At 37.8% G+C, this 16,021-nt stretch carries 12 protein-coding genes and 3 pseudogenes; 5 read left to right on the plus strand and 10 right to left on the minus strand.

Going from position 1 to position 16,021, the window contains the following annotated elements; translation table 11 throughout:
• Nucleotides 1-340 precede the first annotated feature (340 nt).
• The 3 genes from NSQ61_RS14510 to NSQ61_RS14520 all read right to left on the minus strand — a co-directional run bounded on the left by NSQ61_RS14510 (nucleotide 341) and on the right by NSQ61_RS14520 (nucleotide 3,464).
• Complete coding sequence (locus NSQ61_RS14510; RefSeq protein WP_063386548.1) at nucleotides 341-1,303, minus strand: sporulation protein; 963 nt, start codon at nucleotides 1,301-1,303, stop codon at nucleotides 341-343.
• A 303-nt stretch (nucleotides 1,304-1,606) separates the two neighbouring features.
• Nucleotides 1,607-2,932, minus strand: coding sequence for a hemolysin family protein (locus NSQ61_RS14515; protein ID WP_063386473.1), 1,326 nt, complete (start codon nucleotides 2,930-2,932; stop codon nucleotides 1,607-1,609).
• A gap of 106 nt (nucleotides 2,933-3,038) precedes the next feature.
• Nucleotides 3,039-3,464 (minus strand): MerR family transcriptional regulator, encoded by a 426-nt coding sequence (locus NSQ61_RS14520; protein WP_063386472.1) that lies wholly within the window; start codon nucleotides 3,462-3,464, stop codon nucleotides 3,039-3,041.
• Between the two features lie 638 nt (nucleotides 3,465-4,102).
• Here NSQ61_RS14520 and tnpC point away from each other — a divergent pair.
• Both tnpC and NSQ61_RS14530 read left to right on the plus strand, forming a co-directional pair.
• A pseudogene (tnpC, locus tag NSQ61_RS14525) lies at nucleotides 4,103-4,941 on the plus strand (IS66 family transposase); the annotation flags it as partial.
• Between the two features lie 354 nt (nucleotides 4,942-5,295).
• Nucleotides 5,296-5,721: pseudogene (locus NSQ61_RS14530) on the plus strand (transposase); the annotation flags it as partial.
• Between the two features lie 316 nt (nucleotides 5,722-6,037).
• Here the strand turns inward: NSQ61_RS14530 and NSQ61_RS14535 are convergent.
• The 6 genes from NSQ61_RS14535 to NSQ61_RS14560 form a co-directional block, all read right to left on the minus strand.
• Entirely contained in the window at nucleotides 6,038-6,769 is a 732-nt protein-coding gene (locus tag NSQ61_RS14535; protein ID WP_311066757.1) for a GntR family transcriptional regulator, read from the minus strand.
• Between the two features lie 23 nt (nucleotides 6,770-6,792).
• Nucleotides 6,793-7,518, minus strand: a complete 726-nt coding sequence (nagB, locus tag NSQ61_RS14540) for a glucosamine-6-phosphate deaminase (protein WP_311066756.1) — start codon at nucleotides 7,516-7,518, stop codon at nucleotides 6,793-6,795.
• A gap of 5 nt (nucleotides 7,519-7,523) precedes the next feature.
• On the minus strand, nucleotides 7,524-8,711 hold the full coding sequence (gene nagA, locus NSQ61_RS14545; RefSeq protein WP_339193877.1) for an N-acetylglucosamine-6-phosphate deacetylase: 1,188 nt from the start codon (nucleotides 8,709-8,711) through the stop codon (nucleotides 7,524-7,526).
• A 49-nt stretch (nucleotides 8,712-8,760) separates the two neighbouring features.
• Nucleotides 8,761-9,669: an N-acetylmuramic acid 6-phosphate etherase gene (murQ, locus tag NSQ61_RS14550; RefSeq protein ID WP_327847848.1), complete on the minus strand. Its 909-nt coding sequence runs from the start codon at nucleotides 9,667-9,669 to the stop codon at nucleotides 8,761-8,763.
• 2 nt (nucleotides 9,670-9,671) lie between these two features.
• A complete protein-coding gene (locus NSQ61_RS14555) occupies nucleotides 9,672-10,739 on the minus strand; it encodes a DUF871 domain-containing protein (protein ID WP_327847849.1) in 1,068 nt (355 codons plus the stop codon).
• Between the two features lie 95 nt (nucleotides 10,740-10,834).
• The gene (locus NSQ61_RS14560; protein ID WP_327847850.1) at nucleotides 10,835-12,208 is read right to left on the minus strand and encodes a PTS transporter subunit EIIC; all 1,374 of its coding nucleotides are present in this window, start codon (nucleotides 12,206-12,208) and stop codon (nucleotides 10,835-10,837) included.
• A 276-nt stretch (nucleotides 12,209-12,484) separates the two neighbouring features.
• Between NSQ61_RS14560 and NSQ61_RS14565 the strand changes: the two are divergent.
• The 3 genes and pseudogenes from NSQ61_RS14565 to NSQ61_RS14575 all read left to right on the plus strand — a co-directional run.
• A pseudogene (locus tag NSQ61_RS14565) lies at nucleotides 12,485-12,640 on the plus strand (HPr(Ser) kinase/phosphatase); the annotation flags it as partial.
• Nucleotides 12,641-12,965: 325 nt separating this feature from the next.
• The gene (locus NSQ61_RS14570) at nucleotides 12,966-13,373 is read left to right on the plus strand and encodes a hypothetical protein (protein WP_340807419.1); all 408 of its coding nucleotides are present in this window, start codon (nucleotides 12,966-12,968) and stop codon (nucleotides 13,371-13,373) included.
• A gap of 78 nt (nucleotides 13,374-13,451) precedes the next feature.
• A complete protein-coding gene (locus NSQ61_RS14575) occupies nucleotides 13,452-13,580 on the plus strand; it encodes a hypothetical protein (RefSeq protein ID WP_268753447.1) in 129 nt (42 codons plus the stop codon).
• A 548-nt stretch (nucleotides 13,581-14,128) separates the two neighbouring features.
• On the opposite strand, the gene NSQ61_RS14580 is transcribed toward NSQ61_RS14575, so the two are convergent.
• On the minus strand, nucleotides 14,129-15,964 hold the full coding sequence (locus NSQ61_RS14580) for an APC family permease (protein WP_311066750.1): 1,836 nt from the start codon (nucleotides 15,962-15,964) through the stop codon (nucleotides 14,129-14,131).
• Nucleotides 15,965-16,021: the final 57 nt, after the last annotated feature.

Here is a 16,021-nt window from a genome sequence, read left to right on the forward strand (position 1 = left end):
CAAAACTTTCCTAAATTTTTATCATTTTTATTTGCATTTCATGCTTTGCTATGATTATCTCATTAAAATAAAACACAGTCTTTTAGAGTTATTTCCATTTTACTCCATGACATATGTTTTTTAAACAAAAGTTTAGATACTAATAAAATTCATGTTAATGTTGTTATTTATGTTCTTAATGAAAATTAAGTTTGTTTATAAATATCAAACAAATATTGAACCGTAAATAAAAAAGAATCCATTTGGAAAAAAGCTTGATCAAATGGATTCTTCCATCAAACATAAAATTGTTTTTTTTTAAAAGAATAATCATTCTTCTGACCGTTAATACGCTTTTTTATTAGTTTTCATCAAAAAAATCACCAAAATCCATGCCAGCTAAATCAAAATTCTCTTCGTCCAAACCTATGGCCTCTGCCGCATCTTCTAACATTTCATCTACACCGAGGTTATCCATTAGTTCATTTAATACCATACCACCTAAAACACCCATCGCCAATCCTCCAACCATGCTTCCAATGCCGCTTGCCATACTGCCTTTATGATGAGGCTGATAGGTAGGATAGGTAAAAGGTTGTTTATACAATTCCGGTTGCTGGACTGCTTCTGCAATATATTTTTCGAACGAGGACACCAGCTTGTCTTCGTTCTCTACTATTTCTTTAGTCAAAACAAATTCTCGTTTCGCTTCGATTTTTCCATAGCCAGATCGACATTCCACTTCCATCCAAACTTTGACTCCTTCTTCTACATAAGCAAAACGAATTTCTAATTCATGAACTTTGTCTGCGAATAACTGTGTCGGAAAAAATTCAAATTCTTGGCCATATTGATCGAGCTTTCCTGAAGTAGATTTTTCTCGGAAGCCTAAACGGGAAAGAGCATGAAAAATGGATTGGATCTCTTTCGATGCTCCAATGGTGATATAATCAATATCTGTCCGATCTACGCCTCCCTCAATATCAAGATGGGTATCAAAATAATAAGATACAGGGCCTCTAGATAAAGGCAAGGCTTGCGGAATTCGATAATTAAATGGGATGCGTTTTTCTTCTTTTTTTGAAATTACAAATGATCCGTTTAAAGGAATCCTCTCAACCTCCCGTGAAACAGACTGGCCATTCTTTGCTCTAACAGTCATCATGAATTGAACTGCCAACTGGTTGATCTGTTGATCTACTTCGCCTCCCTTAATGACAACTTCTCCTTGTACTACTTCACCAATCTGATAAGGACGATTTTCGAATTGTAAATCTACTGTCGCTGCTCCCTTGCCGAATTTCGCTAAAAATTTTTTAAGCATTTTTGAAATTCTCCCTCCATTTATTTAAAAATTTTTCTTTCTAAGGAACGACATCCCATTCCACTTATTTTAAATTTTAATGATACTGATTCGCTTGAGATATGCGACCATTAGAAGGAGTGAACTCAATTTAGAGAGCTTCGTTTAAATGAGTTTGGCGGATGACAGATTTTTATTTTCGCCGCAACTATAAGCACGTTTTGGGGATTACAGTATTCCCCTGTGGGTTGAAATATCGAAACCTTTTGGCAGACTTTTTTGTATTCTACTAGCGGGGGATCTTGTCGCCAATTCTTATTATGATTAATCTTCTACTAGAACTGGCGAGCCTTTATCAATTTTAGTAATCTCAATCGTTTTAATATGGTTCCCGGCCATTTCCACTACGTGAAAGGTGTACGGTCCAAATTCAATACTTTCCCCTTGTTTAATATCATAACGCTCAGTTAACATCCATCCGCCAAGTGTATCTACATCCGTTTCTTCAATTTTCAACCCTAACCAATCATTTATCTCGCTAATTAAGATGCGGCCATCAACTAAGGCTCGATCATGATTTATTTGTTGGATGATGGGTTTTTTATCTTCATCAAATTCATCTTGAATCTCACCGACAATTTCTTCAAGAATATCTTCAACTGTGACCAAACCGGATGTACCGCCATATTCATCATATAAAATCGCCATGTGTATTCGTTCTTTTTGCATTTTCAGCAACAGATCATGGATTGGAATGGATTCAATGACTTGAATAATTGGACGGACAAAATCATCTATGGATTTTTCGGTATTTAAGCTATCGTAAGAGGAGATTTCTGTAAATACCTCTTTGATGTTGATAAGGCCAATAACATGATCTTTATCTCCGTCAATTACCGGATATCTTGTAAATTTTTCTTTTTTGACGATTTCCAAGTTTTCTTTAATGGTTTTATTTTTATCAAGTGCAACAATTTCTGTTCGGGGAACCATGATTTCTTTTGCGATCCGGTCATCAAAAGTGAAGATGTTATTCACATATTTGTATTCCGTTTGGTTAATCTCGCCGCTTTTGTAGCTTTCAGATAAAATAAGCCGCAGTTCTTCCTCTGAGTGTGCAAGCTCATGTTCGGAAGCTGGTTTTAAGCCAAATAAACGGATAATGCCCCTTGCAGAACCGTTTAATGCCCAAATAAATGGATACATGATTTTATAAAACAAAACTAAGGGTCTTGCTGTTAATAATGTAATAGCTTCTGCCTTTTGAATGGCTACCGTTTTCGGAGCCAATTCTCCAATCACGACATGTAAAAATGTAATCGCAGCGAAAGCAATTCCAAATGACAGTATATTAGACACATATGGGGAAAAATCCATTTTTTCAAAAACGGGGTGAAGAAGATGCTCAACAGTCGGTTCTCCTAGCCAGCCTAAACCTAATGCTGTTATGGTGATTCCAAGCTGGCACGCTGATAAATATTCGTCCAAATTGGAAATGATTTTTTTAGCTACAACAGCATTTTTATTTCCTTCCGAGATAAGCTGATCAATTCTTGAAGATCGGACTTTTACAATGGCGAATTCAGAAGCGACGAAAAATGCTGTGAAACCAATTAATACAGCAACCATAAATAAATTAAATATTTCCAAACTACGGCCGTTCCCCTAGAAAAAGGAACGACTTACACCTCCTAATAACGAAATGTCAACAGTAATTATGCTTTTTTCACTATTCCCTTGTATAGATCTCTCTTTATCATCCTAAAAACATGATTAATGATTGTAATAATGCCATCGTCTGTGGAGACAATTGATTCGAAATCTTTTTCTTACATTCATCATCCAATTTGCCTAAAAGATCATGAATTTCTTTAATTTCATCCTCCAATAATTTCATATGTTCAGCAATTGTTTTGGCTTGTTTAAGAATAAGTTCTTCCTCTGCTGCTGTTTTTTTTCTATGCAACTCTAGCCTCTCTTTTATCATGTCTAATGAATAATTCAGTTTTTTGTAATGGTCAATTAATTTTAAATCCTCAAGAGCAGATGAATCATAATATCGATAATTCGATTTGGACCGTTCTGCTTTAAGCAAGCCTAGTTTTGTATAATAATCGATTGTTCTTTTAGAAACATTTGCTATACTTGCTAGTTCACCAATTTTATAGACGACCCCATCCATCTATACCCCCTTTTTACCCTTCTAATAAGATCATATTATAATCAAACTGTACAGTCAAACGTTATACTTTGACCTTCACAAAATTGTAAATTTTTATACAATTATTCTTCTGATCAGACTTACATTACACAAAATTCTTGAAGGTACCCTGGAAAGCGTCTATTCTCTTTTCTGTTGTTTTTATTCTTGATCCATTGTTCTCAATAGTGAAAGAAATATCTAATCTTTAGTTTTCTCTTTTATTGCTTAGAAGAATTAAATAGTCCTGTACTGGATTTTTGGTCAAACCAAAACAGAAGTAAAAGAAAATGCTGACTTAGCAATAAGATCTTCCATAAATGAAATAGAACAAGATGCGAAAAACAAGATTAAAAATTTAATTGATCCTATATTTTTGGATTATATCCTTTACCTCACCATAAAATTGTTTTTTAATCCCCAGACTCCCTTAATACTTTCCACTCTTTGATTACTTCTCCCACCTCATTTATTTCATTTAGCATTTGCTTAACCCTACGTAAGCGGAAATCTTGGGCAGACTCAACGACTTCCTCAATAAATGCCTTTGTTTTTGGCATTTTGTCCAACTTTTTTCTAATAATGATCTCTCTCCAATCAAATATCCCACCTTTCCAGAGGATGAGACAACCTTGCAGGTCCTGTCTGAACCGGATCGGCCAGCAACGTCGACTTCCTACATATAGCTTTATCGTACCGGTCGCGGGGATACACCTATCGTCTTATACGATTACCAGCAAACCCGTTCAGGCAAGCACCCACGCATTTTTTTTGACGGCTTCCGGGGATATTTGCATGTGGACGGGTATGCGGGTTATAACGTCCTCCCCGATGTGAAATTGGTCGGGTGCTGGGCCCATGCCCGCCGCAAATTCACAGAAGCCCTGCAGGTACTGCCTGAATCGGCGAGCACTTCCACCGTCAAAGCAAAGGAAGGTCTGGCCTATTGCAATAAACTTTTTGAAATTGAGCGCAAGCTTAAAAGATGCAAGTCCAGAGGAGCGCTATCAAGCACGGCTGGAGCACAGCAAACTCGTGCTTGAGGCTTTTTTGTCATGGCTTAAAGAGCAAATGCCGCGCGTACTGCCAAAAAGCGCACTTGGCAAAGCGATCAAGTATTGTCGTACCCAATGGGAGCGGTTGGAGACATTTTTAGAGGACGGCCATTTGGAGATCGATAATAATCGCGGGGAACGGTCAATTAAACCTTTTGTGATCGGTCGCAAAAACTGGCTCTTCAGTAATACGTCAAAAGGAGCAAGGTCCAGTACGATCATCTATATAGTGTTGTGGAGACAGCCAAGGAAAATTGGAGCGAGTTGGATTCATTCAACTACCTTGCTACCTGTTTCAAGAGCTTACCAATATAGATACGACAGATAAAACAAAATTAGCTGAATTCCTGCCATGGTCACCGACGCTTCCGCAGGAATGCCGTGTTCCTAAAAAATCTAAATAAAGCATACATGAAATCCCCATCTGAATACAGGTGGGGATTACTTTACGCATGAATTGGTAAGCGGGAAATTAAAACGAAACATACTAAGATTAGTAGCACAGACCATGGCCGTGGTCTGTGCTACTATTTTTTTATAGTAGAAGTGGAGAATAGGGCGTGACAGCCCCAGAACCTTGAGTTCGTAGTGAAAAACTGGCCTACTTCACTGCCCTTATAAGAATCAGTTTCAGTATGTTGGATCCTAGAGATCGTGTATAAGAAAAGGGAATCGATAAGGTGAAGTGAAGACTTCTACATACTTTAGCTATTTTGAGAAAACGTGAGGAACTGATTCAGCAGATGGTTGTTCTTTCAGAAGAACGAAATGAATATCAAATCTTAATCAGTATTCCTGGTATAGGGAAAAATACAGCCGTTCGTTTAATTGGAGAAATAGGCGACATGACACGCTTCGAAAATCATAAGCAACTCAATGCCCATGCAGGAATTGATATAAGGCGTTTTCAATCAGGCACATTGTTTTACAAAGATAAAATCAATAAGCGTGGCAACAGTCATCTGCGCAAAATCCTTTATTTTACGATTCAAAATATGATCCGCCAACGACGCTTTGGACACAATCATTTTGTAGAATACTACGACAAATTAAAAACGCAACCCTATAACAAAAGTCATAAAGTTGCGTCCATCGCATGTGTGAATAAGTTATTGAAGTGCCTCTTCCACCTTATTACACACAATTTAACGTACAATTACGAAATCGCTTCAGTATCTTCGTAATTGTGTAGGAAAAGTATAACATAATGGGCCTAGCGAAAAAAGGCAAAAATCGCTAGGTCTATTTGGTATGCGAAAATCTTTTTTTGGCGGAGGGGGTACCCCTTCCACCAAAAAAAGATTCATTATCTCAAATAACTATTGATAAACCTCTTGACTAATCGTAAGAAGGGGGTGTCTAATAAGTCGATTTTCCGGCTTATAGACGCCCCTTTAATGTTTTAGAAACGCTGATATATCAATACTTATGATGTTTCTTTCAGTGGATTTTGACATTCTGGACAGCCCCTTAATCATTGAGAAAATTTTGATTTTGATATTAAAACCTTTGCCTTTTTAAAGTATGCACAAATTTATACCGATCCGCCCGGTATGCTGATTTTACAAATTCGAATGGCGTCCCGTCATGAAGATAAGAGGTTCGTAATATTAACAATATCGGCGATCCTTTTTCGATTTGCAAATGCTTTATCTCTGACTCCTTGGCAATTGATGCTTCAATTTGCTGGAATGCCTCGCTGATCACCAGGTTTAATTTTTCTTCGATATAACTGTAAAGGGATTGATGGATAATTTCTTCCGTAAGCCCTTTTACTAGATTGGCCGGAACATAAGTAGTTTCTAAGGCCATCGGAACGTCATCCGCAAGACGGACCCGTTTGATTTCATATACGGGAGCGTTTTTCTTTAGCTTTAAATGGCTGGCTGTTTCCAAGCCGGCCGGAATCACTTCAAAGGATAATAACTTGCTGCTTGGTTTCATTCCACGTTCGAGCATATCTTCTGTAAAACTGGTCAGACCATGGAGCCGCTGTTCCACCTTTTGTTTGCTAACGAATGTTCCACGGCCTTTTTGTCTGTACAAATACCCTTCGTTTACAAGATTGTTGATGGCCTGGCGGACTGTCATCCGGCTGATTTGATAGCGCTCCGCGTATTCCCGTTCTGAAGGAATTGCTTGATCCGGCTGCAGTTCACCATTTTCAATCTGTTTTTTTATAAATTCTTCCAGCTGATAATATATCGGAATTGGTGATGATTTATCAATCATTGAAAACTCTCCTTGTTGTGAAGCTAAACCAATTGCAATGCATCTTTGTCCGCAATGATTGTCACATTGTTATGAAGCTTTAGTAAGGATGCCGGGAAATCTTCATTTACTTCGCCATTTACTAGTCTTGCAATTGCTTCTGCTTTTGATGTGCCTGATGCTAGTAAAATAATTTCCTTGCTTTCCATGATCGTTGCAATTCCCATTGTGATCGCATGAGCAGGCACGTCTTCTATAGAAGGAAAAAATCGAGCATTTGCTTTTCGTGTACTTTCAGTTAGTGCTACGACATGAGTGCGGCTTTTAAACGAAGTCCCCGGTTCATTGAAGCCGATGTGACCGTTATGGCCGATTCCCAAAAGCTGAACGTCCACACCGCCAAGTTTTTGAACGACGCTCTCAAATCGTGAACATTCGAGTTGAAGATCTTTCGCCATCCCGTCCGGAATGTAAGTCTGTTCATGCGGGATATCAATATGGTTGAACAATTGTTCACACATGAAATAATGATAGCTGTTTGGATCGTTTCGGTCGATTCCGCTGTATTCATCAAGATTGACGGTTGTGACTTGTTTATAAGTTGTTCCGTTCGTTTTGTGGTCTTCAATTAATTTTTTATAAACGCCTATAGGAGTGCTCCCGGTCGCAAGTCCAAGTGTTATTTTTGGATTGATCCTTACCTTTTCAATGATTTTTCTTGCAGCCATATGGCTCATTTCATCATAATTTTCAGCTTTTATAATATTCATTTTACTCAGTTCTCTCCTCCCTTTTTATATGCTAATTTTCCGCGGCAGAAAGTCGTAAACACTTCATTGTTTTCATCAAGAATGACGATATCAGCGTCTTTTCCGGGTGCCAAGCTTCCTTTACGGTCATAGACACCCATTTGTTTCGCCGGGTTTACGCTTGCCAGCTGAATAGCTTCTAAAAGTGAAATCCCTGTGAATTGTATCATATTTTGAATCGAATCTTTCATTTTTAAAATGCTTCCGGCGAGGGTTCCGTTTTCTAACAGTGCTTTCCCATCTTTTACGGTCACATCCTGGCCTCCGAGGTCATATGTTCCATTTTTTAAACACTTCGCCCTCATAGAATCTGTAATTAAAATCATTCGGTCTGTTCCTTTTGTCTGCAAAGAAAGTTGAATCATTTCAGGACAGACATGAATTCCGTCTGCAATGATTTCGACCATCAATTGTTTCAGTAGAAGAGCTGCTCCTGCGATTCCGGGCTCGCGATGATGCAGTCCTCTCATTCCGTTAAATAAATGGGTGACATGTTTCGCGCCGGCATCCACAGCCTTTACTGTTTCTTCGTATGTCGCATCCGAATGGCCGATTGAGGCAACGACTCCGGATTGATCCAGATAACGGACAAACTCCAAGCCGTTTTCTTGTTCAGGTGCCATCGTTACAAGTTTTATCCCGTTTTCAGCCAACTCTTGCCATCGTTTAAAAAGGTCAATATCCGGCGCGAGTATATGCTCGACAGGCTGAGCTCCGGCCCGTTTTTCATTGATAAACGGCCCTTCAAGATGAATGCCGAGAATTTCAGCTTCTCCGGCTTCATTATGATGTTTCCGGTAATTTGCAACGTTTTTTAAGGCATCTTCAATGCTCTTTATTTCCTGTGTAATGGTTGTTGCTAAAAAGCTTGTCGTTCCTTCAGCCGGAAGAATGCCCGACATCGTTGATAATGCTTCTGTCGTTGCGTCCATCGTATCTGCTCCACCCGCTCCGTGAATATGAAGATCGATAAAACCGGGAACTGAAATGTATTCTTCTGGCAATTCAATAACCTGTATATCTTTGCTCAGACTGGGAAGGCTGTCTAAATTACCAATATCAATAATTTTGTTACCTTCTATATAGATAAAGCCTTTATTTATGATCTCTTTTTCTAGTGCCACTTTTCCGTTTTTTAAAAGAAGTCGGTTCATAGACTTCATCTCCATTCTTTTGCAGATCTATAGATGGTTAGTAATGAATTTATTTTAAAGAATAAAATCCCTCAATTGCATTCCGCAAATAACCGGAATGCTTTTCTAATAGGTTTATGACATCGTTTCCTTTTAAGCCAGTTACAATTTGTAAAATAGCTGCTTTTGTATTGTAGTTTTGTTCAGCTAGAGCCTTTTTAACTTCCTCTGAATCCGCACCGGTAGCCATTTTAACAATATTTTCAGCCCTTTTAAACAACTTTTCATTCTTCATTTGGACATCAACCATTAAATTACTGTATACTTTTCCCATCTTAATCATAGAAGCTGTTGAAAGCATATTAAGAACAAGTTTTTGTGCTGTTCCGGCTTTCATTCTTGTAGAGCCTGTTATGACTTCAGGACCAACAATCGGGGCAATCGTATATTTTGAGATTTTTTCCATTTTTGAGTCCCTTGTACAAACAACAGAAACAGTTAAGGCTCCTACTTCATTTGCATATTGCAATGCTCCTATTGTATATGGGGTGCGGCCGCTTGCAGCAATTCCAACAACTACATCTTTTTGAGTTAAATGTAAATTCCTTAAGTCATTACTACCTTGCTCCAAATCATCTTCCGCTCCTTCGATGGCTTCGGTTATTGCTTTTTTCCCTCCGGCAATCATTGCGATGACCATATTCGGATCCGTTCCATAAGTAGGAGGGCACTCAGATGCATCAAGGATTCCAATTCTACCTGAGGTTCCGGCCCCAACATAAATTAACCGTCCTCCTTTTTTAAAGGAATCAATAATCAGATCAACGACTTTCGCAATGACTGGAATTTCTCTTGCGATGGCATTTGGAACAAGTGTGTCTTCCTGGTTAATTACAGAAATGATTTCTTCGGTAGACATCAAGTCAATATCCATTGTTTTCGGATTACGTTGTTCCGTGTTTAATTTTGAAATATTCATATTCAATCCCTCACCATAAATTGAAATTTTCCTCCGGCTTTTATGAATGATAGAAGGGGGAGATCCTCTTCGATAACATGTCCAATTACATTTACACGATCATCTTTTGGCAAATCATGAATGGTAATTTGCAGTTCTCCTGCATAGCGTCCATATAATTGATTATCAATGGTAATCGTTCCTCTCTTCCGCTCCATCTGATTTGATGGTGCAATAAGTACAGTACCTTTTTGAGCATAGGAACGGGATTCAACTGAACGAATTACATCCCTGGCTGGATCCATTCGATTTGTATGGATCTGGTTAAATAATTGCTTCTCGATTCGGTCATTAATAGGCTTCATTCTTAATGGAATCATACCGTTTCCGATAATTGATAAGCGATTTAGAGTATCATTTGTAACAGAAAGATCGCCAATTAGAACCTTGTCTGTATCGTATGAATGGAATAATTCAGCTGCAGCAGTAACAGGTGATGCGGTCCTGTGCTTTTCCAAGGTCGGCAATCCGGCATAGACAGGTCCCCGCATCTCTTTATCTCCCGGGATAAAGGCTACTGTTGTGAAACCTTTCGATTTTAAAAACCGGTTTCTGTTCATGAGAAAGTTAGTGTCTAATCCAGTTTCTGGACGGGGGTAAAAATTGTGCCACGCTTCGACATTCTTAACGATAAGCCCTTTGTTTATCAAGATGTCAATTTCCGTCTCTGATACGGTGCTTGCATTAATACCGACTTTCATTTTTTTCGAAAGCTCAACAATCTCCTCGGATGTAAATCCATAATCAACACGGATTCCCGTCAGTCCCCATTGAACCAATTCATCCAACGACTGAAAATCCAGACCGAGATAGCCTAGAGATTTCGGGGAAACGTCTGCGAAAAGCTCCATGTTAAACTTTTTCGCCAAGCTTCCTAAATCTTTGAGAAGATATAGGTAAGTGTTTGGATCATCCTCAGGAATATGAAGGGATGTAAAAATAGAACGCAATCCCAGAGATGCTGCTTTTTCAATCCATTGAACGTTCTGTATTGTCCGTTCTTCACTTAAATAAATGGAGATTCCGATCATATGATCACCTCATTATAGTCAGAATTTTACGAAAATGAATCAATACGGAAAGAAGGAGGAATTATGTATCCTCCTTCAAAAAATAAGTTTATCAGCTAGATATTTTTCGCCATTTCTTCTTTAAATCCAAATATCCAGGTAAAAATAAATCCGAAGAAATAAGCAACGAGTAATCCTAACAGATAAAGAATAATTTGATCCGTGTGTACAAGGAAAGCTAACGGAATTCCCGAGACTCCAATTGCGATGGTGGCAATTTTAAAGAATGCCTGAAATGCCCCGCCGACGGCTGCCCCGAGACAAGCTGTTAAGAATGGGCGTCCGAGAGGCAGGGTTACACCGAAAATTAAAGGTTCGCCGATTCCAAGAATTCCAACTGGAAGACCCCCTTTAATTACTTTTTTCAAACGTTCATTTTTCGTTTTAAAGTAAATTGCAAATGCGGCACCAACTTGGCCGGCTCCGCCCATGGCAAGTATCGGGAGTAGAGGGTCATCTCCGATTGTATTGATCAATTCCATATGAACTGGAGTTAGACCCTGATGCAAACCTGTTACAACAAGAGGAAGGAATGTTCCGGCGAGAATAAGCCCTGCAATTATTCCTCCCATATCAATAAGCCCTAAAAGCCCTTTTGTAATCAAGTCAGATATAAAGCCGCCGATAGGCTGCAGGACGATCAGTGTTACGATACCGGTAATGAGTAAAGCTAGAGTCGGCGTGACAATGATATCTACAGCTGAAGGGACAAATTTGCGGATCCGCTTTTCGAGAAACGCGATAAATGCAGCTGCAAGCATGACTCCAATTAAACCGCCTCTTCCCGGCACCAGTTCTTCTCCGAATAATGTAATGTTGGCAAGTCCAGGGTTAATGATTAAAATACCTGCCGCACCGCCAAGAGCAGGAGATCCTCCAAATTCTTTTGCAGTATTAATTCCCACAAAGACACCGAGGTAATTAAATAATCCCCATCCGATAAAGTTTAGTATCTGAATAAGGATTGATTCAGGATCTGCACCTGAACGGACAATTACATTTGTTATTCCAGCAATAAGACCAGAAGCAACAATTGCAGGAATTAATGGAATAAAAATACTGGCAATTCTTCGTAAAAATAACTTGAAAGGAGTTGCGTTTTTCTCTTTCAATTCAGCTTTTGTTTTGGCTGCCAATCCTTCAAAGGGATTATTGTTTTCATCGTCAATGTTCCTTATATTTTGACCTGTTAAGTCTGAAACCTCATTCGCAACCTTAGTGACAATTCCGGGTCCAAGAATAATTTGTAATGTTTCTGCTTCAACTACGCCCATGACACCATCAACATTTTTTAACCCATTGAGGTTTACCTTTTCGTAATCAATAGGTTTAACTCGGAGACGAGTCATGCAGGAAGCAAGATCAGCAATATTTTCCGTTCCACCTAACTGTTCTATAATTTCTTTGGCCAAACGCTCTTCTTTATGCACAGCTTTTCCCCCTTATTGTAAGGATAATCATTTAAACAATATGAATCCGTTTACAATTTCATGTTATCAGCTATTAGTATAGTTGTCTAGACCATTCCAAAAATATTTATCTATCAAACTAGAGCAAAAAGCATTCTAACAATTGGATACTGTATATAACGCAATGAGCAGTAAAAACGAAAAGGCACTGTGTTTTGATGAAAATTTGGTTCAGAGTGAAAAATGCTAAAATAAAAAATGATATATTGGATTGCTGTGATAAAGGAGGTTAAAAGGTTGCCAAAGGTACGAACGAGAGACATAATTGAAAAGTTTCAATTAGAGCTCATCAGCGGAGAAGAGGTGATTAACCGCCCGATCACGACGAGTAATATTTCTCGCCCCGGAATTGAAATGGCCGGGTATTTTGATTATTATCCAGCAGAGAGAGTCGGTGCAGTTCGCAGCCATAAGCGAATTTCCCTTGTCAATTCCTCATGACTTTTTTTTGAACATGAACAAAATATTGATTGGAGAAAGAAAGTTGTTTAATCACTTCAAATTCTGGAAATTCTAGTGATATAGAAAGCACTTACGAAACCTCCTTATGTTTGTGTGGTAGCTAACATTATTGCCAGGTTTTCGTAAGTGTTTTCTTCTTTTTTGCCAAAATCACAAAAAGTGGTGATGAATTATACTTATCTTCGGGATATATATTTTTAAAATTTACTAGATTGACAATTACTATGAAATAATATAAAGGAGTGGAATCAAAAAAATGATAATTAGTAGAGAACTAAAATCTAATTCACTTGAAATTTGGAAAATTGAAATACCCGACATAGAAAGTACAAATTTTTTGATTATTGAAGATAAAAAGAGGCAAAGTACATTGAAGGACTATTCTTGGCTTAGTGAAACAGATAAGCAATTTTTTGAGCCGAGAGAAAACTATATAAAGGTTCAATTTATTTCAAATAGAAATATAGAGGAATTAAACATAGAACATAGTGAAATAGCAGCGTTAACCGAAAATTTATTAGGTCATGTAGCACAAGCATATTGTAGTTGGAACTTAGATTTTTTATTTAACATGAATCCAGATGATTATATTCGAGAGGTATTAGAAACATATGGGATTGATAGAGCTGATATTTCAAAATGTAAATATCTTTCCCAGGACTAAAAACCAATTTTAATGGGTTATTTCAATGTTCTTTGGCTTCATCACTTCATTACCTTTGTAAATTGGAGAACCCGATACTTGGATATATTGGGGTTTATTGAAAAAAATAATGACGAAAATAAAATTACAGATGAACAATTACAGACTTTGATAAAAGCAGAAGAAATAAAGAGTCCTATCTTTTACGGAAACGAAGAGAATCAATAGACTTTATTGTATCGAAAAAGAAAATATGGTTCATGTCATGGAAAGATAAGGTTCTTGGGCTAATCGTTCAGCATTTTTGGGATCCGAAAAATACACCAACTTAAACTTTTTAAAAGAGCTTTCCATCATGTTTCAGTTGTGATTTCGGCTTTGGCTGTTCTATCTTCTTCAATTTATTATAACTCATCAGCAAAGATGATATGATTACTTACAATTACATTTTGTATGTGACTAACTATTTAAGTCAGAAGACATAAAAAGTTCTCTTCTAGCTAGATAAAATTTGGTTGGCGAGCCAAAATACTAGGAGGGGCTTTTTTATACCTCGCTTAAAGCTTTCCGAAAACCATACACCGCTGTGCGTATGGTTTTCATTTAATTAATGATCAAAACTGTTATTGAGAGGCAAATTATGAATATCCGCATACAGAATCGATTCGGATAGATGTACGTATGAAAAAAAGAGGATATATGCTCTTGAAATTCGAACATATATCCTCGGATTCATATACACTTACAACGCCTAAGCAAGTGCCAAAAGCCAGATGTTATTCTTTTAAATGGTACGGAAGCGTTGCAATGACGATGTCTTTTTTCAGGATCAAAAAGAATCTTAAAAAGATCGCTGTTTGGTTATGAAGTAAAGTATGCCACCATTTTTTCACAATAAATTGAGGCATTAAAATAGTTATGGTTGCTCCTTTTGTTTCTTTTTCTACTTTATTAATGTAATCCAATAATGGAGAAAGGATTGTCCGATAAGGTGAATAAATAATTTTCAGCTCGATATCTGGATACAACTTATACCATTTGTCGCGTATTTTCTGTTCTTCTTCTTCGGCAAAAACAATTGTAATGGCTGTAATATCGTCTGAAATACTTTTTGCATATTGTACAGATTGATCAACGACTTTACTAATGCCTGAAATCGGGATGATCACCTTTGGAGTCACAATTTCTTTTGTTTCAGTCCGATCACTTTTATCCAATTTTAATTGCTGAGCTAATGTTTCATAATGAGCATGAATTTTGTTAAACAAGACAACGATTAATGGAATGGCTACAATCACTAACCATGCACCGTGTGTAAATTTCGCTATAACGGTAATGATCGTTACTAATCCTGTAGCAATTGTTCCAGTGATAATGATCGACAATGTGGCCATATTGCTTTTCGATTTTTCTTTCCATATTTTTTTAATCATACCGTATTGACCGATCGTAAAGGAAAGAAATACTCCGACTGCATACAGCGGGATCAGAGAATGTGTTTTACCATGGAATATGATAATTAAAATGATCGCTAAAATACTTAAGAGAATAATTCCATTGGAAAACACCAAACGATCTCCGCGCGCTGCTAAACTTCTCGGCAAATAACGGTCAGTAGCTATAATCGAAACAAGCTGCGGAAATCCGGCAAAACTTGTATTCGCAGCTAATACTAAAATTAACATGGTGATCATCTGAAAAATATAAAATAATATGCTATTGCCAAAGACGTGACTTCCAATTTGAGAAATGACAGTCTTATGTTCGGCTGGAGTCACTCCAAAGCCGGCACTTAAAATTGTAATACCTAGAAACATGATGCCTAACAGTAAAGACATCCATCCCATTGTAATTGCAGCATTTTTGGAACTGTTAGGTCTAAACGATGGCACACCGTTGCTAATGGCTTCCACTCCTGTCATTGCTGAACAACCGGATGAAAAAGCCCTTAATAAAATAAACACTCCGTATCCACTAGCGAAGAAATGTTCAGGTGTAGCGTGATTTGCATAATTAAAACCATGCCATCCTTCATTATATAATTTCCATCCTCCTGCAATAATGAGAACTAGTACTGAAATAATAAATAAATAGGTTGGATAGGCAAATACAGTGGCTGATTCGGTAATTCCCCGCAAATTTAAAATCATGAGCAATAATACAAGAGCGATGGCTATTTCCACCTTCCAAGTAAGCAAGGCTGGAAAAGCAGAAGTAAGAGCCGCAACGGCTGAGCTAATACTAACCGCAACCGTAAGAACATAATCAATCATTAATGCTGCGCCTGCTACTAGGCTTGTGGTGGTATTGATGTGGTCTCTTGCCACTACATAAGCTCCGCCTCCTGATGGGAAGGCATAAATGATTTGTCTATAGGATAAAGTCACAATGACTAAAAGCCCTACAATCGCCAAAGCTATGGGTAAGGAATAAAAAAACACGCTGGTTCCTAATATCATCAATACTAATAATATTTCTTCTGTTGCATACGCTACGGAAGACAATGCATCCGAAGAAAATACTGCCAATGCTTTCCATTTTGGTAATTTTTCATGTTTCAATCGTTTCGTTTCCATTGGCGAACCGATGAATAACCGTTTCAAATAAGCCATTTTCAAGAATCCTTCTTTCTTAAAAGTATTAGGCTTTTTCCTCTCTTATAGCTTGAT

Origin of the sequence: Aeribacillus sp. FSL K6-1121 (assembly GCF_038003725.1) — a bacterium.
In the GTDB taxonomy this organism is placed as follows: Bacteria; Bacillota; Bacilli; order Bacillales; family Aeribacillaceae; genus Aeribacillus; species Aeribacillus composti.